A 20307-nucleotide genomic window follows, 5' to 3' on the forward strand; every position below is an offset into this window, starting at 1 on the left:
TCTCGGGCCTGTCAGGGCTCTCACACCTCTCACGCCTCTGTGGCGTCGGGCCTGTGTCATGAATGCTGGCTTCCGGCGGGGACGCGGGCGATGGTTCAGGCTCCGCCCGAAACGATGGAGCGACGCGACCGGGGGTGGTAAAGGGCCGGTGTTTGTCCGGTCACCGGGAACGTCACCCGGCTGCCCCGACGGCGTTCCCCGGCACCGGGGCGCCGGCGTGCTGTGCTGGGACATCCAGCACCGGGACGAGTACCACACGAGCACCAGGGGACAGGGTGACGACGGGCATCGACGACATCGACCGCCAGGACATCCGGCTGGCCGTGGTGATGAACGGCGGTGTGAGCCTGGCCGTGTGGATCGGCGGGGTCGCCGTCGAGCTGCACCATCTGGCGTTGGCCCGCCGCTGGGGCGAGCCCGTCTACCGGCCGCTGTTGGATCTGCTGCGCGCCGACGCGCGGGTGGACGTCATCGCCGGAACGTCGGCGGGCGGTCTGAACGGTGCCTTCCTCGCGCTCGGCGTCGCCCGGGGCCGGGACATCGCCTCGATCGGCGACCTGTGGCGGGACAAGGGCGCCCTGGGGGCGCTGCTGCGGCATCCGCTGCGCCGCAACCCGCCCTCGCTGCTCAAGGGTGACTACTTCCTCGACGAGCTGCGCAAGGCGCTGCGGCACGTCCTGGAGAGCGGTCACCCGGTCACCACCGAGGCCGGCGGCGCGGGCGGCCCCGGCGAGAGGGCGGACGGTGACCAGCCCCTGGAGCTGATCCTGACCGGCACTCTGTGGCGCGGCCGGGAGAGCTCCTTCTGCGACGACATGGGCGTCCGGATGACGGAGGTCGACCACGACGCCCGGTTCCTGTTCGCCTCGGGGAACGGCGGCGGACCGGACGGCGTCGGTGACCTCGGCGACGACACCGTGATCGACCGGCTCGCCGTGGCGGCACGCTGCTCGTCGTCCTTCCCCGCGGCGTTCGAACCCCAGTGGGTGAGCGTGCCGACGGCCACCGGCCAGGGTGACGGACCGTGGCCTTCGTCGGCCGGGCGGGCCAACTTCCGTACCTCGCAGTACGTCGTCGACGGCGGGATCCTGCTCAACAAGCCGATCCGCCCCGCCCTGGAGGCCATCTACCGCCGGCCCGCCCGCTTGCAGGTCCGGCGGCTGCTCACCTACGTGGTGCCCGACCCCGGGGAGACGCACCCCCAGGCCTCCGCCGCCGTGCCCGCCGACGGCCCGGCCCCCTCGGGCCGCGCCCACGAGCCGCTGCCGCAGGCGCCGGAGGTCCTCCTCGGTGTCCTCACCCGGCTGAGGTCGACCGACTCGGTCTCCCGCGAGCTGGGGGAGATCCGGACCCGCAACGAGGAGGTACGCCACCGGCGCCGGGCCCGGGACCGGTTCGCGGCCGCGCTGATCACCACGGCCGAGCCGTTGTCCCAGGCGGCCTGGCAGGGCTATCTGGAAGCGCGCGTCCAGCACGCCGCGGAGACCATCGGCCGGTGGATGGCCGCGGGGCAGCGGTCGGGCACGGTGTCCCGGTGGAGCGAGCCGGAGATCGTCGGCTGCCTCCGTGGTGTCCTGTGGGAGATGCGCGACCGACCGGGCTCGTTCATTCCGGACGGCGACTCGCTCAACGAGGCCGCCGCACGCACCGGCGACGCATGGGACTGGGGCCAGTCGACCGTCCGCAGGCTGCGCGACCTGACCGTCGACGTCCTCAAGCGGGCCGTCTGGCTGGCCCCGATGGGCTCGGCGGAGCGCCAGGCCATCGTCGGGAGCCGGGAGCGGGCGAGCCTGCTGTTCGAGACGATCCAGGCCGAGTGGGACGAACTCGGGCAGCACTGGTCCACCGTCTCCCTGCCCGCCCGCGAGGACGACGGCCACGGCAGGGCGACCGCCGCGGGTCTCCTGCGGCTGAAGGACAGCCTGCGCCAGTCTCTGAACACCTGGAACGCCGCGTCAGGCTCTTCCGGCTCACTGGGATCAGCGGGGTCACCGGGGTCATCCGATGTCGTGGCCCGGCGGCGGCTCCGCTACGGCCAGGCGCAGGGCCTCGCGGACTGTCTGCGCGACTGCGCGGACGCGCTGCGCCGGGTGGCCGCGTCCGGCAACCCCGTCGTCGACCCCGACGGCACGGAGCGGGAACGGCTCCATGCCCTGACCGGCTACCTGCTGGCCCCTGAGGGCACCGAGACCGTCCTGTCCCGGATGCTCCGGCTGGACGTCGTACAACTGGCGTACTCGGGCGCCCACCGGGAGGTGGAGCAGGAAGTCGAGCTCGTCCAGGTCTCCTCCCACAGCCCCGACCTGCTGACGGGCAAGCAGCTCCACCACTTCGGCGCCTTCTACCGTGCGTCCTGGCGGGTCAACGACTGGATCCACGGCCGCATGGACGGCGCCGCCCACCTGGTGCGGACGCTGCTGTCGGCCGAGCGGCTGCGTCAGGTCTGGGCGACCGGCGACGCGGACCCCGCCGCGACGGCGGCCGCGGCGGAGAACCTCACCACAATGCTCCGCACGTGCGCCGTGGACGCCCGCGATCCGGCCGACCGGGCGTGGCTGGAGGGCATCTGGGAGGAGCGGTACGCCGCCCAGTGCCGGGCCTTCGCCATGGAACGCGTCGTCACCCCCCGGCCGGAGCCGGCCGGTGTCGGGCAGGGCGCGGAGGACGACCCGCGGTTCGGGTTGTGCGTCGAGGCCATCACGCGGGCGGCCCAGACCCACGTCCTGCGGCAGGACCTGCACCGGCTCGCGGACGCGGTCCGCGCGGAGGGCGAGGGCCGGCCGGAGGGCAGCACGCAGTGGCTCGCCGCGTACGACGCGCAGACCGCGATGGCGGCGGGCCGGGACCTGGCGCCTGAGACCCTGTGGCACCTGTGGCAGAGCGCCCGGGCGATCGGCGGGCAGCGGATCGCCCAGGAGGCGGGCGGCGACCTGCTCGCCGACACGGCGGCGCACACGGCCGCCGTGACCGTCAGCTCGGTGGGGCCGATGTCGCGGGTGAAGGCCCTCGGCACGGTGCTCGGCGCGCTGCGCGGCTACACGCTGACCGTCTGGGCGATGGTCCACTTCCTCACCCGTCCCGGTGGTTTCGGCCACCGGGTGGTGCAGCTCGCCCTCGCCACGGGCGGCGTGCTGCTCGCCGTGTCGTTGTTCGTGCCCGGCATGCCGGTGGCGTTCACCCTGGCGGGCGTGCTGGTCCTGCTGGCGGGCGCGTCGGCGGCCGCGCTGCGGACGCGGGACACCCGCCGGGTCGGCCGCAGACTCGGCGGCGCGGCGGCGCTCGTCGCCCTCGCGGTGGCCGGTTACGCCTGGTGGGACCTGACGCGACGGGACAACCCGGGCGAGGCGTTGTGGAGCCTCGCGCTCAAGCTGGGCGTCGGCCTGGTGGTCGTCCTGCTGGGCTGGTGGATCGCCGGTGCCCGGCAGCCCGAGCCGGCGGGCAGCCCCAAGCCGCCCGCCTCCGACACGTAGCCGCGGGCCGCGCCGCGCACGGCCACGTCGTGCACGGCCACGTCGTGCACGGCCGTGTGGCCGCACGGCCACGTCGTGCAAGGGCGGCTGCTCGGCGGGACGGCGTCCGGTCGCGTGAGCGCGGGGGCCTGATCGCGTAGTCTCGGCGGATGGCGAAGTACTTCGACGTGCACCCCGAAAACCCTCAGCGGCGCACCATCAGCAGCGTGGTCGACATCATCCGCTCCGGCGCGCTCGTCGCGTATCCGACGGACTCCTGTTTCGCCCTGGGGTGCCGACTCGGCAACCGTGACGGCATCGGCCGGATCAAGTCCATCCGCGATCTCGACGACCGTCACCACTTCACCCTCGTGTGCGAGAACTTCGCGCAGCTCGGGCAGTTCGTGCACGTCGACAACGACGTGTTCCGGGCGATCAAGGCGGCGACACCCGGCAGTTACACCTTCATCCTCCCGGCGACCAAGGAGGTGCCGCGCCAACTGCTGCATCCGAAGAAGAAGACGGTCGGCGTCCGGATCCCCGACCACGTGGTCACGCAGGCCCTCCTCGCCGAGCTCGGCGAGCCGCTGCTCTCCAGCACCCTGCTGCTGCCGGACGAGGAGGAGCCCCTGACGCAGGGGTGGGAGATCAAGGAGCGGCTCGACCATGTGGTGGACGCCGTGGTCGACTCGGGCGACTGCGGCACCGAACCGACCACGGTCGTCGACTTCTCCAGCGGCGAGGCCGAGGTCGTACGCCGGGGGGCGGGCGACCCGGCACGGTTCGAGTAGCCGGGCGCGGGCCGCGGCCTAGCCCAGCGGCAGCAGCCACAGCACCGGTGCCACCGGCTCGATGAGCTGCCGCGCCTCGCCCAGGCGCTGGAGCCCGTCGAGGCCGCCGAACTGCTCGGTCACCGTGGGCAGCTCGGAACGGTGCTCGGGGGCGACGGCGATCTTCGAGAGGTTGTCGACCCGGCTGAGGAGGGACGGGCCTTGCGGGCCCGTCGGGGCCGGCACGATGGCCGCTCCGGCGACGGGGGCCGACAGTGCGGAGGCCCCGGCGGCGACGGCGAGTGCGGTGAGGAGGCGCTGAGTCTTGGTCATAACCCGATCAACGCCCCAGTCAACCACCAGTCACGGCTTGTCCGCCTACGTCCCCTTCCGACCCGGGGGTTCCGGCGACCGCCGCCGCCACCCCCGCCACCGCCCTCACCGCCACCGCCACTACCGCCGCCGGAACAACGCCGTCCACAGGAAGGGTTCGCCGAAGCACGCCGATTCCGACGGTTCGTCACGCATACGGCGCAGCTCCACCTCCACGAGATCCGGATCCTCACCCTCCAGGTCCGAGAAGATCCAGCGCAGCGCTTCCGGCGTGTAGGCGAGCCCGCCGTGCAGGGCGCCCTGGTGGTAGAAGGCGGCGTCGGGCTCCTCCGAGCCCATCGCCCCGGCGGCGAAGCAGGTCAGGGCGAAGTGGCCGCCGGGAGCGAGGGCGTGGCGCAGCAGCGCGAGGTAGCTGACGCGGCGGTGGGGCGGCAGGTGGTGGAAGCAGCCCGAGTCGTAGACCAGGTCGTACGGGCCGGCCAGCTCGGTCTCGGCGAGCGCGAAGGCGTCCCCGCGGTGGAACCGGACGGTGGCCCCGGCTTCCCGGGCGCGTTCCTCGGCCCAGGCGATGGCCACCGGGGAGAGGTCGACGGCGTCCACCTCGAAGCCCAGCGACGCCAGGTGAAGGGCGTTGCGCCCGGGACCGCAGCCCAGGTCGAGAGCACGGCCGCCCGGGTTGATCAGTCCCCGTTCGAGGTACGAGACCAGGTTCTCGTCCGGCTTGCCCACGAAGAACGGGACCGGCTTGGCGCGGTCGCTGTAGAACCCGTCCCACCAGGTGGCCCCGTCGGCGGTCCAGCGGTCGGCCTCCCGTGCGAACAAGCCGTCCATGAGCTTCAGCACGTCGTCCACCGTGCGTATGGTGCGATCCATCCGGTCCCCTTTCGCCATACCCGCACCCTAGATCCGGACGGCACGAAAGCCCAGCTCGGAGCGCCTGTGCAAGGGGAGCACCCAACCCGGCTGCTGGAGTGGCCGGTTGACCGCCTGGGCGGTCGGTCAGGTGCGGACGCGTGCGACGAGGAGGGCGACGTCGTCGTGGTTGCCGCCGTGGCCTTGGCGCAGTTCGCGCAGCAGGCGGTCGCAGGTGTCCTCCAGGGACGGGTCCGGGGTGTGGAGGAGTTCGAGCAGCCTGGCCAGCCGGGTGTCGATGTCCTGGTCGCGGGTTTCGACCAGGCCGTCGGTGTAGAGCACCAGCCGGTCGCCCGGGGCGAGTTCGGTGGTGACGTCGTGGAAGGGGACGCCTCCGACGCCCAGCGGGGCACCGGTGGGGAGGTCGAGCAGCCGGGGGCCGTCGCCGGCGCGGATGAGGACGGGCGGGGGGTGGCCGGCGGTGCAGAGGCAGCACTGGGCGCGGTGGGGGTCGTACACCGCGTACACGCACGTGGCGAGGGAGGGTTCCAGGCCGGCGGTGATCTCGTCGAGGTGCCGGAGGACCTCGGCGGGTTCGAGGGCGAGCCGGGACAGGGTCTGGGTGGCGGTGCGCAGCCGGCCCATGGTGGTGGCGGAGTTGATGCCGCTGCCCATCACGTCGCCCACCACGAGCGCGGTGCGGCCGTCGTCCATGGGGATGATGTCGAACCAGTCGCCGCCCACCTCGCTGCCCGCCCCGGCCGGCTGGTAGCGGGAGGCGACGTCCAGCCCGACGAGGTGGCGTGGCGTCTCGGGCAGCAGGCTGCGTTGCAGGGTCAGCGCGGTCTCCCGCTGCTGGCGGAACAGGCGGGCGTTGTCGATGCACACCGCCGCGCGGGCGGCCAGTTCGCTCGCGAGCATGGCGTCGTCCTCGGTGAACGGCAGTGGGTTGCGGGCGCGTTTGAGGTCGAGGGCGCCCAGCACTTCGCCCCGGGCGATCAGGGGCACCGCCAGGTACGAGTGGAGGCCGGCCTCGGCGAGGAGCTCCGCCGCGTCACGGTCGCGGGCGATGCAGGACAGGGCGTCGTCGTCGACCTCGGCCACCATGACCGGCCGGGCGGTGCGTACGCACTGGGTGACGAGCCGGTCGGCGCTGTAGTGGGCGGGTTCGCCCGGCGGGTCGGCGGCCCGCACCGCGACGGTCGGGTAGGCGGCGGCGACGGCCAGGGCGCGGATGACGGCCGGTCCGTCGGCCGGGATGCGGCCGGGGCGCCCTTCCAGCACCGTGTCCAGGAGGTCGACGGCGGCGACGTCGGCGAGCTCGGGCACCGCGATGTCGGCCAGCTCGCGGGCGGTCTGCTCCAGGTCCAGCGTGGTGCCGATGCGTACCGAGGCGTCGGCCACCAGGGCGAGGCGGTCGCGCGCCCGCTCCGCCTCCATCGCCGCCCGGTAGCGGTCGGTCACGTCGATCACCGAGATGGCCAGCCCCAGCACCCGCCCGCCGACGTCCTCCAGCCGGTACAGCGACACGGACCAGGCGTGATCGGTGTCCGGGTCCGCCGGAGTGCGGCCCACCATCTGGCGGTCGAGCAGGGGTACGCCGCTGACCAGGACGTTGCGCATCGACTGCTCGGCGGAGGCGGCGTTGACGAACGGGAGGAGTTCCGCGACCCTCCGGCCCTTGTGCTGCTCGGCGCTCAGGCCGTCGATCCGCTCCAGGGCGGCGTTGACGCCGACGTACCGCAGGTCGGTGTCAACGACGGCCAGCCCGATCGGGGACTGGTCCACCAGCCGGACCGACAGGGCCAGGTCCCGCTCCACCCTGCGCAGGGTCGCCCGGTCGGTGGCGAGGCCGAGCGCGTAGTAGTCGCCCCGGTCGTCCAGGAGCCGCATGTTGCGGAACTCCAGGACGCGGGTGGTGCCGTCCTTGTGCCGCACGGGAAACTCCCCCGCCCAGGTGTCGCCGCTGCTCATCACCTGGTCGAACAGGCGGAGGACCCGCTCGTAGTGCTCCTCGGGGACCAGGACGTGGGCGGCGTACCGGCCCAGCGCCTCCTCGGCCGTGTAGCCGAGGAGCTGCTCGGCCTGCGGGCTCCACAGCACGATGCGCCCGTCGGCGTCCAGCACCACGGCCGCCACCCCCAGGACGTCGAGCAGGCCCTCCGCCGACGAGGGCTCCGCCCCGGCGTCGCCGGTCGCGGCACCGGCGCCCGGCACCGCTCGCGCGCCTGCCCCCGCCCCGCCCGCCCCGCCCGCCGTGCCACGGTCGGCCGGGAAGTCCTCTGCGCCGCCCATGACCGCTCCTCTCCGTGCTGCCACCGTGCCTCCGTACCGGCGCGCGCGCACGCCGGGGGGCCGCAATGGCTGCCAGTCCGAGTACCACCGGCTCCGGTGGGCGAACGCGGTCCGGAGCCGGCGGACCCCACGGGCGTGCGGACGGTTGCGGGCGGGACCACCATGGAAAGGTGGGGAGCACCGGGGTGCGGGGGGTGACCGGCCCGCTCCCTGTCGGCGGCCGCGGGCTTTCTCCAGCGCAGGGGGCATCGGAGCTCCACCATGACCATGCACAGAGTCGGCCGCGACATCAGTGTCCTCACGGATTCCCTGGAGGTGCCCGGTATCGGTTTCCTGCCGGTCAACGCCTTCGTCCTGCACGCCGAGGCGCCGGTCGTCGTGGACACCGGCCTCAGTTTGCCCGACCGGAACTTCCTCGAGCTGCTCGGCTCGGCGATCGACCCCGCCGACGTGCGGTGGATCTGGCTGACCCACCCCGACCGGGACCACACGGGCGGGCTGTTCGCGCTGCTGGACGCGGCTCCGCAGGCGCGGATCGTCACCACCTTCATCGGTGCCGGGATCATGTCCACGGAACGGCCACTGCCCCTGGAACGGGTCTTCCTGCTGAACCCGGGACAGTCGCTGGACGTCGGCGACCGTACGCTCGCCGCGTTCCGGCCGCCGCTCTTCGACAGTCCGGCGACGGTCGGTTTCTACGACGACAGATCGCGCGCCTGCTTCAGCTCGGACTGCTTCGGGGCGCCCATGCCGAGCGCGGACCTCGCCGAGGGCGACGACGCGGGCGCTCTGGTCGCCGAGCAGTTGCGGGCGGCGCAGTTGCTGTGGGCCACCATCGACAGCCCGTGGGTGCACACCGTGGACGTCGGCAAGTACCTGGACACCGTGCGGCCACTGCGGGAGATGGACCCCGAGATCGTCCTGGGCACCCATCTGCCGCCCGCCTCCGGCCTCACGTCCCGGATGGTCGACTCGATCAGCGCGGCGCCCGGAGCCGACCCCTGGATGGGCCCCGACCAGCAGGCACTGGAGCGGATACTGGCCGGCTTCGAGCCGGGCGGTCCGGTGCCCGGACCGGTGAAGGTGCCGGAGGAGATGCCCGCCGAGGCGCCCGCGCCCGGCGCGCCCACCTGACGGGGCGGGCGCCATGACGCGATGAGTTCACGAGTGGCACACCCCACGTAGGGCGGCCGGTCACCGGGCAGCTCCAGGCTCGGCACCGGTTTGCCATGCTCCCGACAGCAAGGGGTACCCCTCGTGTTCAGGCACCGTCCTGTCCGGCCGGCCGCGCTCGTCCTCGGTACGGCACTGGTGGCGCTCGCCGCCACCGTGCCCGCCGGCGCGCACAACGCCCGCGCGCAGAGCGCCGGCGCGCACAACGCCCACACGCTGCCCGGCGTCACGCCCCGCGCCGAGACCGCCACGCTGTACGACGACGAGGCGGGCGGCAACGCCGACGCCGACGACCCGGCGATCTGGCGCAACGCCGCCCACCCCGGCCGCAGCCTGGTCATCGCCACCGCCAAGGAGGGCGGCCTGCGGGTGTACGACCTCGACGCCCGCCAGGTGCAGTCGGTCCCCGCTCCCCCGGCCGCCGGGCCGGACGACGCGCCCGGCCGTTTCAACAACGTGGACCTGGTCCACGGCCTGCGGCTGCCGTCCGGCCGCGCCGACGTCACCGTGACCACCGACCGCGGCCACGACCGCCTCCGTATCCACCGCATCACGCCCGGCCGCGCCGGCGGGCCGCTCACCGACATCACCGATCCCGCCGCACCGCCGGTCTTCTCAGCGAACCAGGACGAGATCAACGACCAGCACACCGCCTACGGGCTCGCCACCTGGACCGACCGCGCGAGCGGCCGCTCCTACGCCCTCGTCAGCCGCCGCGACCGCACCACCGTCGCCCTGCTGGAGCTCACGCCCACGCCCACCGGCACCGTCACCTACCGCAAGGTCCGCAGCCTGGACCTGCCGTCCTCCTTCCGGCTGCCCGACGGGACGTCATGGACGCCGTGCGGGGAGCCGGGCGAGCTGCCCCAGGTGGAGGGCATGGTCGTCGACCCGGCCAACGGCATGCTGTACGCCGGGCAGGAGGACGTCGGCATCTGGCGGGTGCGCGCGGACCTGACGGGCGCCGCCCCGGAGCTCGTCGACCGGGTCCGCGAGTACGGCGTACCGGCCGTGTACGACGAGGCGAGCGAGGAGTGCGTCCCCGGCGCCGACCCGGGCTTCGGCGGTTCCCGTCTGTCGGCGGACGTCGAGGGCCTCACCCTGCTCACCGAGGCCGACGGCGACGGCCTCCTCCTCGCCTCCAGCCAGGGCGACGACACCTTCGCGCTGTACGACCGCGAGCTGGAGGACGCCAACGAGTACGAGGGCGGCTTCCGGGTCACGGCCACGGCCGACGGCGCCGTCGACGGCTCGGAGGAGTGCGACGGCGCCGCCGTCCTCAACGCACCGCTCGGTACGGCCTACCCGCGCGGCCTGCTCGTCGTGCAGGACGGCCAGGACACGCCCGTGACCGGCGAACGACAAGGCACCGACTTCACGTTCGTCGACCTCGGCGAGGTCCTGGACCGCGTGGAGGACTGAACGGACCGGGAGGACCGAGAGGACCGAGCGAGTTCAGGCGGTGGACTCAGGCGGTGGACTCCGTCCGGGTGGCGTTGCCGCCCCGATGCGGTTGCGCGGCCGCGCCGGCGTCAAAAGCTGTACGGACGGGTCACCTCTTCGAGGAGTTTCGCTGTGCGACGGAACAGAGCGGGACGGCCGGTATCCCGGGCGGCCGTGGCGGTCGCCGCCGTGACCGGGCTGGCGGCGCTGGCGGCGGGCGTTCCGCACACCGCCGCCGGCGCGGCGACGCGTCACCACGCCCCGCCCTCGGGAGCGGTGGTCAGCGAGTGGCTGGGTGCCGTCACCGGCACGGTCGATCCCGAGGGCGGGCTGACCACCCCGGAGGAGCTGGTCTGGCACGCGTTCGTCTCCACGGCCGTGTACAACGCGGTGGTCGGCGTCGAGGGCCGGTACGAGCCGTACCGCGGGGGCGGCCAGGGGCCCCGTACGGCGTCGTCCGAGGCTGCCGCGGCGGCAGCGGCGTACCGGGTCCTGCGGGTCAACTTCCCGGCGGCGGCGCCCCGGCTGCGCAAGCTCTTCGCCACCAGCCTCGCGCGGGTCCCGGACGGCCGGGCGGAGAACGAGGGCGTGGCGTTCGGCGCGCGCGCCGCCGACCATGTCCTCGCGCTGCGCGCCGGGGACGGCCGCGGGGCGTCGGTGCCGTTCACGGCGTACCCGGCACCCGGTGTCTGGCGGCCGACGCCACCCGCTCACGAGCCGTTCGCCAGCGCCTGGCTGGGGCGGCTGCGTCCGATGCTGCTGCGCTCCCCCGGCCAGTTCCGGCCCCCGCCCCCGCCGCTCCTCACCTCCGCCCGGTACGCCAGGGACCTGGCCGAGGTGCGGGAGTACGGGGCCAGGACGGGTTCACGCCGCACGGCCGCGCAGACCGACACCGCGGTGTACTTCACCCACCTCGACATCCAGCAGGCGCTGGGGGACCACGCGGCACGGAACCGCCTCGACATCGTGGACACGGCCCGTCTGTACGCGGCCGCCAACACCACCCAGCTCGACGCGGTCATCACCGCGTGGGACGCCAAGCTGCACTACCGCACGTGGCGCCCCGTCACGGCCATCCGGCAGGCCAACCTGGACGCCAATCCGGCCACCCGCGCGGACCCCCACTGGGAACCGCTGCTCAACACGCCGCCCCATCCCGACTACCTCAGCGGCCACGCGGCGGCGGGCGGTGCCCTGATGCGCACCCTCACCGGGCTGTCCGGCACCTCTCGCGTCGACCTCCGCGTCCTGTCCCGCGGCACGGGGGCGACCCGGCACTACCACCACGCGCGCGACTACAACCGGGACGTGGTGGACGCCCGCGTGTGGGGAGGCATCCACACCCGGACCGCCGACACCGTCGCCAACGAGGCCGGGCGACAACTGGCGGCATGGGCCCTGGAGCGGTACTTCCGGCCCGCGCGCACATGAAGGCCGGTCCGGCCCGGCAAACGGGTGAATGCGGCATACGTCCGTCGCCGAGCGACCGTTACCCAGTCCGAAGTCCGGTCGCTTCGACGATAAGGAACGAGCTCATGATCAAGAAGGTTCTGGCCACCGCCGGCGTCGCCGCGGCCGTTCTCGGTGTCTCCGCGCCCCTGGCCTCGGCGGCCGGCGAGCGCGAGGTGCACACGCAGAACGGCAACTTCTCGACGCAGTCGTACGGCAACACCGGCAGTCCCGAGCCGCAGAGCGCCGGGCGTGCCCTGACCGACGACGACCTGCGGCCCCTGGACGGCTTGGGGCGGTAAGGCGCCCGTACGCTGTCGTTCATGACAGCGTGGCGGGCTCAGGCGCCGGTGGTGGCGGTCGTGGCGGCGGGCGGGGCCCTGGGCGCCTCGGCGCGCTACGGCGCGTCGCTGCTGTGGCCGACGGCGGCCGGTGGCCTTCCCTGGACCACGCTGTGCGTCAACGCCGCCGGCTGCGCGCTGATCGGCGTGCTGATGGTGGCCATCACCGAGCTCGGGTCGGCCCACCGGCTGGTGCGGCCGTTCCTCGGCACGGGGGTGCTCGGCGGGTTCACCACCTTCTCGGCGTACGCGGCCGACGTCCGGCAGCTCCTGGTGGGCGGCCGGACCTCGACCGCACTGGCGTACCTGGCGCTCACACCGGCGGCGGCGCTGGTGGCGGTGGCAACGGCGGCGTGGCTGACGCGCCGCGTACTGGCGTGGAGGCAGGCATGACCGGACCGGTGAGCGGCGCCCGGGCGCTGCGGGCGACCGTCTTCGTGAGCGAGAACGACGTCTGGCGGCACCGGCCCGTGTACAGCGAGATCGTGCACCGGGCCCACGAGGCGGGCCTGGCCGGGGCGTCCGTCTTCCGGGGCATCGAGGGCTTCGGGGCGTCGTCCCTGGTCCATACGGCACGGCTGCTGTCGCTGAGCGAGGACCTGCCCGTCGCGGTCGTCATCGTGGACGACGAGGAGCGGGTACGGGCGTTCCTGCCGCGCCTGGACGGGCTGGTCGCGGACGGCCTGGTCGTCCTCGACGCCTGCGAGACCGTGCGGTACTCCGGCGGGGAGCGGGCGCGGTGAACTGGCTGTGGGTGATCGTGGGCGCGGCGGTCGGGGCACCGCTGCGGTACCTGACGGACCGGGCCGTGCAGGCGAGGCACGACTCGGTCTTCCCGTGGGGGACGTTCACCGTCAACGTCGTGGGCTGTCTGGTCCTGGGCGTGCTGACGGGTGCGGTCGTCGCCGGGGCCGCTTCGCCGGGGCTGCGGCTGCTGCTCGGTACGGGGCTGTGCGGGGCGCTCACCACGTACTCGACGTTCTCGTACGAGACGCTCCGCCTGGTGGAGGGCGGGGCGGCGTTCTACGCGGCCGCGAACGTGGCCGGCAGCGTGGCCGCCGGCCTGGGCGCGGTGTTCGCCGGCGCGTGGGTGGCGGAGGCGCTCTGGGCCTGAGCCGCCGGGGCGGCCGTGCGTACGCTGGGGTTGTGGCGGTCGCGTAACGGCACGGGAGGCGTGCCATGGCTCTTGGTCACCGTTTCCACGTCGATCAGGACGGGCACTCCGTGACCGTCCAGTTCCTGGGTGCCGGGGGACGGTTCGAGGTCCTGGTGGACGGCAAGGTCGTCGCCCACGGGCCGGACCGGCGTCGCACGGGCGGCACGGTGACGGCGGAGCTGCCCGGGGACCCGCCGCGCCCGCTGAGCATCACGGTCAGCGACCCCCACGAGATGGGCGGGGTGCCCTTCTGCGTGCTGGAGACCGGCGGCATGCGCTACCTGATGCCGCAGGTACCGCTGGTCGGCCAACGGGACGCCGCCTTCCACGTCCCGGAGCACCACGGACCGTACCGGCCGGTGCGGCGGCTACGACGGTCGCTGCGGAGGCTCTCGCCGCGAAGGCTGCTGCGCCGGTCCGTGCGGTGGCTTGGGGGGCGGGGCTAGGTCCTGTCATCGGGGCACCATCGGGCCGTGCCGGTGCGGAAGGCGCGAACGCGCCCGCGACCGTACCGGGTGAGGCGAGGCGAGCAAGTGGCGAGGGGTTTTCAGGGTGTTGCGCCGCGTGCGGCGATCTTCGACAGCAGTTGTTTGTCCAGGAGCAGCAGGGCCGTCAGGGCGTGCCGGGACGCGGCCGCCAGCAGGTCGGGGTCGGGGGCGCGGCCGGAGGCGCGGTGGTGTTCGCCGGGCGGGGCGTCCCGCAGCGCGTGCTCCAGTTCGGTCAGCGGCCGGTCGAAACCGCCGCACATGACGGCCGCCGTGCGCAGCGCCTGGACCAGGTCCGCGTCGAGGTCCTGGCCGGCGCTGGTCTCCAGCAGGGCGGGTATGAGGTGGCTGATGTGGAGCAGGCTGTGCAGCCTGCGGACGAGCTGTGGCCAGTGGTCGTCGGGGGTGTCGGGCGCGCTCCAGGCGGCTCGCGCCGACTGGATGTCCTGGTGCAGTTCCCGGGCGATCCTCACTTCGGCCCGGCGTGGTGGCCGGCCGTTGAGGGACCAGGAGATCCCGGCGTCGGCTGCCGCGTCGTAGGCGGCAAGCCGGAGTCGCACGAACTGGTCGGGCGGCGTGCATGCGTCGATGCTCTTGGTCAACTCGACGTCGTCCATGGGCGGACCGTATCGGCACTTCCGGGCTCGCGCACCGGTCCGCGCGAAACCCGTTACGTCCACTGGCGCATACCCGCCCTTCCCGTCGCGTTGGGTATTCGGCCAGGTACGGAGGCGTATGCGTGGGCCATGGGTGGCGGTGCCACACCGGAGGGGGAAGGGCGTGGCCCGGTTCCGCGGCCACGGCGGCGAGGCGGCGCCGGCGGCAGCCCCGGCGGCGCCCCCGGCGTGGCCGTCAGGCGGTGTCCTCGTCCCGGCGGTGCTTGTCGTTCTGGACCGACTCCTGGCCTGTCAGGCTGGGCGTGAGCGTGTCCGCCGCTTCCTTGTCGTGCTCGTCGGGGCCTCCGTCGTCGAGCCGCAGCTCGGCTTCCTCGAATTCGTCCAACACCTCGTCGGCGGCGGTTCGGGGCTTGTGGTCGCGGTCCTTCATGGCTCTCCCTCGCCTCGTGTCGGCCCGGCTTCCTCGTGCCTCCCGACTTCCTCGCAGCCGGGCCCTTTACACCCCGGACCTTTACGCCCCGGTCGTTCACACCCCCGGCGCACCCCCGCGTTGTCAGTGGCGGGTGCCAGCATGGGGACCGTGACGACGCACCTGGGCCATCTGAAGCAGTTGCGGCTCGCCAAGGACGCGATGGACCGCGACTGGGCCGAGCCGCTCGATCTCGACGCGGTCGCCGCGCACGCGGGGTATTCGCGCTATCACTTCATCCGGGCGTTCAAGGCGGTGTACGGCGAGACTCCCGGGCAGTACCTGTCCAGGCGGCGCATAGAGCGGGCGGAGGAGATGCTCCGCACCGCCAACCTGTCGGTCACCGAGATCTGCGCGCTCGTCGGGTTCACCAGCCTCGGCACGTTCTCGGCGCGTTTCAAGAAGGAGACCGGGCTCTCCCCCAGCGAGTACCGCGCCAAGCACGTGGGGCGGGGGGCCGCGCTCATACCGGGGTGTTACGCGATGCTGTGGGCCGGCGGGTTCCCGAACGCGCGGCCGGCGGCCGGACACAGCAATTCCGAAGAAGCGGGTTGAGTCCGCCGCTGCCTACGGTGGCAGGGCAGGAACGACCGCCGAGGAGTATGAACATGATCAAGGGTCTCGCCATTTCCACCGTCTGGGTCCTGGACCAGGACCGGGCCAAGGAGTTCTACACCGAGAAGCTGGGGCTTGAGGTCCGTACGGACATGACGATGGGCGAGGGCGGCATGCGCTGGCTGACCGTGGGGGCCAAGGACCAGCCCGACGTGCAGTTGACGCTGATGGTGCCGGGCCCTCCGGCCATGGACCCGGAGTCGGCCGAGGCGATGAGGAAGCTCGTGTCCAAGGGCATTCTCGGCGCGGGTGTGCTGGCCACCGACGACATCCACGGGGATTACCAGAAGCTCAAGGCGCGCGGCGTGCAGTTCCTCCAGGAGCCGCAGGAGCGGCCGTACGGCACGGAGGCGATCTTCCGCGACGACTCGGGGAACTGGTTCTCCTTCACCGAGGCGCACGAGGGAGACCTCGACCTGGAGAAGGACTGGGCCTGCTGACGCGAACCCGCGGGGTGCCGGCCCGGGCGACGGGATTCGGACACGGGCGCACCCCGGGCGAACGGGAGTGATTGACGCATACGGACGGCTCCTGGGCCCCCGGCTGGTGGAGGTGCGTGACCCTCCACCGGCCGGGGGCTCCCGTTCGCCGCGCGGCGCGCGGATTGCGGGAGCCACTGCAACGCCGGACGGTGCCGGGCCCCAGCGACAGCCGCCGGGCTGCGGCGGGTGAGGCTTCCACCGGGCCGGTTCCGCGGCTCCCCACCCCCGTTCCGTTGAACGCTGAACAGCTCGAACGTCGCATTCGGCACCCCCGCTCGGCGACGCCCCAACCCCGGCCGACCGGACGGCGTCCGGCCTACCGAACGAGCTGACGAACGATCAGCAAAGTTCTCCGTCCTTTGCTCCGCGCGCGCCACACCCCCGCCGGCCCCGCCCCGGCGAGCCCTTGCGGCGGGCACCGCCGCAAGGCGCGCGCGCCACGGCCAAAAGGCGATCTTGCCCACGCATCCGACCGGAGCCCAGGATTCCTACCGCGCCGCTTGTCAGGCACATGACGGCAAACAACCGTCATGTGCCGCCTCGCCGGCGCCCTGTCGGGCCCGCCCACCCAGCGGGCCACGGATCCCCCACCGGAGGATGCAGTGAACTTCAAGCGCTTCACCCCCCTCGGCGGCATCGCGAGAGGCGCACGGCTGACCGCCGTCGCGGCCGCTCTGTTGACCGCCTCCGCGCTTGCGGCCCCGAGCGCCGGCGCCGCCCCGCTCGACGGCGGCCGGGCGACCGCCGCCCAGCTCGCCCAGGTGAGCGACGCGGTTCTGGGCGCCGACGTGCCGGGCACCGCCTGGTACACCGACGCGAAGACCGGCAAGCTCGTCGTCACGGCCGACTCCACCGTCTCGGCCGCCGAACTCGCCAAGATCAAGGAGGCCGCCGGCAGCCGCGCCGGCGCCTTGGAGATCAAGCGCACCCCCGGCACGTTCAACAAGCTGATCGCGGGCGGCCAGGCCATCTACGCGGGCGGCGGACGCTGCTCGCTCGGCTTCAACGTCCGTAGCGGCAGCACGTACTACGCCCTGACGGCCGGTCACTGCACCAACATCGGCAGCACCTGGTACACCAACTCCTCCAACACCACCGTGCTCGGCACCCGTACGGGCTCCAGCTTCCCGAACAACGACTACGGCATCATCCGGCACTCCAACGCCTCGGCGGCGGACGGCCGCGTGTACCTGTACAACGGCGGCTACCGCGACATCACGGCCGCGGGCAACGCGTACGTCGGCCAGTCCGTCCAGCGCAGCGGCAGCACCACCGGTCTGCGCGGCGGCACGGTCACCGGCCTCAACGCGACGGTCAACTACGGCAACGGCGACGTCGTCTACGGCATGATCCAGACCAACGTCTGCGCCGAGCCCGGCGACAGCGGCGGCGCGCTGTTCTCGGGGAGCACCGCGCTCGGCCTGACCTCCGGCGGCAGCGGCAACTGCTCCAGCGGGGGCACCACGTTCTTCCAGCCCGTCACCGAGGCGCTGAGCGCGTACGGCGTGAGCGTCTTCTAGAGCGACACGCTCCACAGGCCAGGCTCCACCGGCGGTCCGCCTCTCCAGGCGGGCCGCCGTTCCTTTGTCCTGACCGAGGAAGAAGTTGCGAAAGCCGCCGCGAAAGGGGTTACGCGACCGGACCGGGCCCGCTAACTTCCTTGAAATGAACCGGTCATGAGCCGTGACCGGTGACCTTCCGGCGCGACGGCGCGCGCCTGTGCTCCCCCTTGCGGTCCACCTTCCGGGCCGCCGGGCTTCCCCCACGTTCCTGGGAGACTTCTGTGCGCAGACGACCGTATCGGCCCCGCAGAGGGCCGGCCTTCCTCCTCACCGCGGCGCTCACCCCGGTGCTCGCCGCGGCTTTCCTCACCCCGGCCTCCGCCACGACCACCCCCGCGAAAGCCGAAGCGGCAGCGGCAGCGGCAGCGGCAGCGGAGGAGTTCCAGCAGGTCACCCTCGCCAAGGGCGTCGCGGAGACCGGCGAGCCGATGACGATGGCGGTTCTCCCCGACCGTTCCGTCCTGCACACCTCGCGCGACGGCACCGTGCGGCTGACCGACGCCGCCGGCACCACGAAGGTGTCGGGCAGGCTCGACGTCTACTCCCACGACGAGGAGGGCCTGCAAGGCGTCGGCGTCGACCCGGGCTTCGCCGCCAACCGGCACGTCTACCTGTACTACGCGCCCAAGCTCTCCACCCCGGCCGGCGACGCCCCCGCCAATGGCACGGCCGCCGACTTCGCCCCCTTCGACGGGGTGAACCGCCTCTCGCGCTTCGCGCTGCGCACGGACGGCACCCTCGACCTCGCGAGCGAGAAGAAGATCCTGGACGTACCGGCCTCGCGCGGGATCTGCTGCCACGTGGGCGGGGACATCGACTTCGACGCCCAGGGCAATCTGTACCTGTCGACCGGCGACGACTCCAACCCCTTCGCCTCCGACGGCTACACGCCGATCGACGAGCGCCCCTCGCGCAACCCCGCCTACGACGCCCAGCGTTCGGCGGGCAACACCAACGACCTGCGCGGCAAGATCCTGCGGATCAAGGTCAACGCGGACGGCTCGTACTCCATCCCCTCCGGCAACCTCTTCGCCCCCGGCACCGCGAGGACCCGCCCCGAGATCTACGCCATGGGCTTCCGCAACCCGTTCCGGATGAGCGTCGACAAGCCCACGGGCATCGTGTACGTCGGCGACTACGGCCCCGACGCCGGCACCGCGAGCCCGACCCGGGGCCCGGCCGGCCAGGTCGAGTTCAACCGGATCACCAAGGCGGGCAACTTCGGCTGGCCGTACTGCACGGGGAAGAACGACGCGTACGTCGACCACGACTTCGCCACCGGCGCGACCGGCGCGAAGTTCGACTGCGCCGCGCCGAAGAACGCCTCGCCGCGCAACACGGGCCTGGCCGACCTGCCTCCGGCGCAACCCGCCTGGATCCCGTACGACGGCGGCTCGGTACCGGAGTTCGGCAGCGGCTCGGAGTCGCCCATGGGCGGGCCGGTCTACCGCTACGACGCCGGCTCCACGTCGGCCGTCAAGTTCCCGCAGAGCTACGACGGCAACTTCTTCGCCGGCGAGTTCGGCCGCAAGTGGATCAGGCGCATCGCGCAGGGCGCCGACGGCACCGTGCAGTCCATCAACCCCTTCCCCTGGAACGGCACCCAGGTGATGGACATGGCCTTCGGCCCGGACGGGGCCCTGTACGTACTGGACTACGGCACCGGCTACTTCAACGGTGACGCCAACTCGGCCCTGTACCGCATCGAGCACGTCACCGCCGGCCGCTCCCCCGTCGCCCAGGCCACGGCGAACCGCACCTCCGGGCAGGCGCCGCTGAACGTGGCGTTCTCCTCGGCGGGCAGCTCCGACCCGGACGGCGACCCGCTGACGTACGCGTGGAAGTTCGGCGACGGCGCCACCTCCACCGCCGCGAACCCCTCCCACACGTACACGGCGAACGGGCAGTACACCGCCACCGTCACCGTCTCGGACGGCACCGGCCGCAGCGCCACCGCGTCCGTCCAGGTGACCGTCGGCAACACGGCACCGACCGTGAGGCTGGAGCTGCCGGTCGACGGCCGGATCATCGACCCGGGCGCGGCGGTCCCGTTCAGGGTCACCGTCACCGACCCCGAGGACGGCGCCGTCGACTGTGCGAAGGTGAAGGTCACCTTCATCATCGGGCACGACAGCCACGGCCACCCGCAGACGTCCGCCACCGGCTGCTCCGGCACGGTGCAGACCATCGCGGACGGCGAGCACGACCCGAACGCGAACATCTTCGGCGTCTGGGACGCGGAGTACACCGACAAGGGCGCGAACGGCCTGCCGCCGCTGACCACGCACGACCAGCACATCAGCCAGCCCAGCCACCGGCAGGCGGAGCACTACGGCGGCTCCTCGGGCGTCCAGGTCGTCAGCCACACCCCGGCACACGGCGGGAAGACGGTCGGGCACATCGACAACGGGGACTGGATCTCCTTCACGCCGTACGCGCTCGACGACGCCACCCGGTTCACCGCCCGCGTCGCCTCCGGCGGCATCGGCGGCACCCTGGAGGTACGGGCCGGCTCCCCGGCCGGAACCCTGCTGGGTACGGCGACGGTGCCGGTGACGGGCGGCTGGGAGACCTTCCAGGACGTCTCCACCGCGCTGACGAACCGGCCCGCCGGGACGACGGCGCTGTACCTCGTCTTCAAGGGCGGCCCGGGCGCGCTGTTCGACGTGGACGACTTCCGCTTCACCACCGGCACAGCGGGCCCCCGGACGGGGCCGGTCCGGGGCGTGAACGGCAAGTGCGCGGACGTTGCGAACGGCGCGAGCGCCGACGGCACCCAGATCCAGCTCTGGACCTGCAACAACACCGCCGCCCAA

19 protein-coding genes are annotated in these 20307 nt (G+C 73.1%); 14 read left to right on the forward strand and 5 right to left on the reverse strand.

The window, feature by feature from the left end:
- Nucleotides 1-275: 275 nt before the first annotated feature.
- Together ACZ46W_RS22070 and ACZ46W_RS22075 are read left to right on the forward strand one after the other, a co-directional pair.
- A complete protein-coding gene (locus tag ACZ46W_RS22070; RefSeq protein WP_468340016.1) occupies nucleotides 276-3470 on the forward strand; it encodes a patatin-like protein in 3195 nt (1064 codons plus the stop codon).
- Between the two features lie 149 nt (nucleotides 3471-3619).
- Nucleotides 3620-4240, forward strand: coding sequence for an L-threonylcarbamoyladenylate synthase (locus ACZ46W_RS22075; protein WP_468340018.1), 621 nt, complete (start codon nucleotides 3620-3622; stop codon nucleotides 4238-4240).
- Nucleotides 4241-4258: 18 nt separating this feature from the next.
- On the opposite strand, the gene ACZ46W_RS22080 is transcribed toward ACZ46W_RS22075, so the two are convergent.
- The 3 genes from ACZ46W_RS22080 to ACZ46W_RS22090 all read right to left on the reverse strand — a co-directional run bounded on the left by ACZ46W_RS22080 (nucleotide 4259) and on the right by ACZ46W_RS22090 (nucleotide 7699).
- The gene (locus ACZ46W_RS22080; RefSeq protein WP_468340020.1) at nucleotides 4259-4552 is read right to left on the reverse strand and encodes a hypothetical protein; all 294 of its coding nucleotides are present in this window, start codon (nucleotides 4550-4552) and stop codon (nucleotides 4259-4261) included.
- 120 nt (nucleotides 4553-4672) lie between these two features.
- Nucleotides 4673-5425 (reverse strand): class I SAM-dependent methyltransferase, encoded by a 753-nt coding sequence (locus ACZ46W_RS22085; protein ID WP_468340021.1) that lies wholly within the window; start codon nucleotides 5423-5425, stop codon nucleotides 4673-4675.
- 126 nt (nucleotides 5426-5551) lie between these two features.
- A complete protein-coding gene (locus ACZ46W_RS22090) occupies nucleotides 5552-7699 on the reverse strand; it encodes a SpoIIE family protein phosphatase (RefSeq protein WP_468340023.1) in 2148 nt (715 codons plus the stop codon).
- Between the two features lie 261 nt (nucleotides 7700-7960).
- Between ACZ46W_RS22090 and ACZ46W_RS22095 the strand changes: the two genes are divergently transcribed.
- From ACZ46W_RS22095 to ACZ46W_RS22130, 8 genes are all read left to right on the forward strand, one after another.
- Nucleotides 7961-8833 carry an MBL fold metallo-hydrolase gene (locus ACZ46W_RS22095; protein ID WP_468340025.1) on the forward strand — a complete coding sequence of 291 codons (873 nt, stop codon included), beginning with the start codon at nucleotides 7961-7963 and terminating at the stop codon, nucleotides 8831-8833.
- A gap of 123 nt (nucleotides 8834-8956) precedes the next feature.
- On the forward strand, nucleotides 8957-10294 hold the full coding sequence (locus ACZ46W_RS22100; protein ID WP_468340027.1) for a phytase: 1338 nt from the start codon (nucleotides 8957-8959) through the stop codon (nucleotides 10292-10294).
- 153 nt (nucleotides 10295-10447) lie between these two features.
- Nucleotides 10448-11746 carry a vanadium-dependent haloperoxidase gene (locus tag ACZ46W_RS22105; protein ID WP_468340029.1) on the forward strand — a complete coding sequence of 433 codons (1299 nt, stop codon included), beginning with the start codon at nucleotides 10448-10450 and terminating at the stop codon, nucleotides 11744-11746.
- Nucleotides 11747-11850: 104 nt separating this feature from the next.
- Nucleotides 11851-12066 carry a hypothetical protein gene (locus ACZ46W_RS22110; RefSeq protein ID WP_366127132.1) on the forward strand — a complete coding sequence of 72 codons (216 nt, stop codon included), beginning with the start codon at nucleotides 11851-11853 and terminating at the stop codon, nucleotides 12064-12066.
- A gap of 21 nt (nucleotides 12067-12087) precedes the next feature.
- On the forward strand, nucleotides 12088-12498 hold the full coding sequence (locus ACZ46W_RS22115; protein WP_468340031.1) for a fluoride efflux transporter FluC: 411 nt from the start codon (nucleotides 12088-12090) through the stop codon (nucleotides 12496-12498).
- Nucleotides 12495-12848 carry a DUF190 domain-containing protein gene (locus ACZ46W_RS22120; RefSeq protein ID WP_366127130.1) on the forward strand — a complete coding sequence of 118 codons (354 nt, stop codon included), beginning with the start codon at nucleotides 12495-12497 and terminating at the stop codon, nucleotides 12846-12848. Before ACZ46W_RS22115 ends, ACZ46W_RS22120 begins: the two co-directional genes overlap by 4 nt.
- On the forward strand, nucleotides 12845-13219 hold the full coding sequence (gene crcB / locus ACZ46W_RS22125; RefSeq protein WP_468340033.1) for a fluoride efflux transporter CrcB: 375 nt from the start codon (nucleotides 12845-12847) through the stop codon (nucleotides 13217-13219). The genes ACZ46W_RS22120 and crcB overlap by 4 nt, the downstream gene beginning before the upstream one ends.
- Nucleotides 13220-13284: 65 nt before the next feature.
- Nucleotides 13285-13707 carry a hypothetical protein gene (locus ACZ46W_RS22130; protein WP_468340035.1) on the forward strand — a complete coding sequence of 141 codons (423 nt, stop codon included), beginning with the start codon at nucleotides 13285-13287 and terminating at the stop codon, nucleotides 13705-13707.
- Nucleotides 13708-13808: 101 nt separating this feature from the next.
- Here ACZ46W_RS22130 and ACZ46W_RS22135 read toward each other — a convergent pair whose 3' ends face one another.
- A complete protein-coding gene (locus ACZ46W_RS22135; protein WP_468340037.1) occupies nucleotides 13809-14363 on the reverse strand; it encodes a hypothetical protein in 555 nt (184 codons plus the stop codon).
- Between the two features lie 235 nt (nucleotides 14364-14598).
- Complete coding sequence (locus ACZ46W_RS22140; RefSeq protein WP_468340039.1) at nucleotides 14599-14793, reverse strand: hypothetical protein; 195 nt, start codon at nucleotides 14791-14793, stop codon at nucleotides 14599-14601.
- A gap of 141 nt (nucleotides 14794-14934) precedes the next feature.
- Here ACZ46W_RS22140 and ACZ46W_RS22145 point away from each other — a divergent pair, with 141 nt between their 5' ends.
- From ACZ46W_RS22145 to ACZ46W_RS22160, 4 genes are all read left to right on the forward strand, one after another.
- Nucleotides 14935-15387, forward strand: a complete 453-nt coding sequence (locus ACZ46W_RS22145) for a helix-turn-helix transcriptional regulator (RefSeq protein ID WP_468340041.1) — start codon at nucleotides 14935-14937, stop codon at nucleotides 15385-15387.
- A 53-nt stretch (nucleotides 15388-15440) separates the two neighbouring features.
- Complete coding sequence (locus tag ACZ46W_RS22150; RefSeq protein WP_468340043.1) at nucleotides 15441-15887, forward strand: VOC family protein; 447 nt, start codon at nucleotides 15441-15443, stop codon at nucleotides 15885-15887.
- Between the two features lie 644 nt (nucleotides 15888-16531).
- Entirely contained in the window at nucleotides 16532-17449 is a 918-nt protein-coding gene (locus ACZ46W_RS22155; RefSeq protein ID WP_468340045.1) for a S1 family peptidase, read from the forward strand.
- A 263-nt stretch (nucleotides 17450-17712) separates the two neighbouring features.
- Nucleotides 17713-20307, forward strand: a 2595-nt coding sequence (locus ACZ46W_RS22160; protein WP_468340047.1) for a PQQ-dependent sugar dehydrogenase, incomplete at its 3' end; no start/stop codon positions are given.

The sequence above is a fragment of the Streptomyces sp. NPDC031064 genome, from assembly GCF_055570965.1.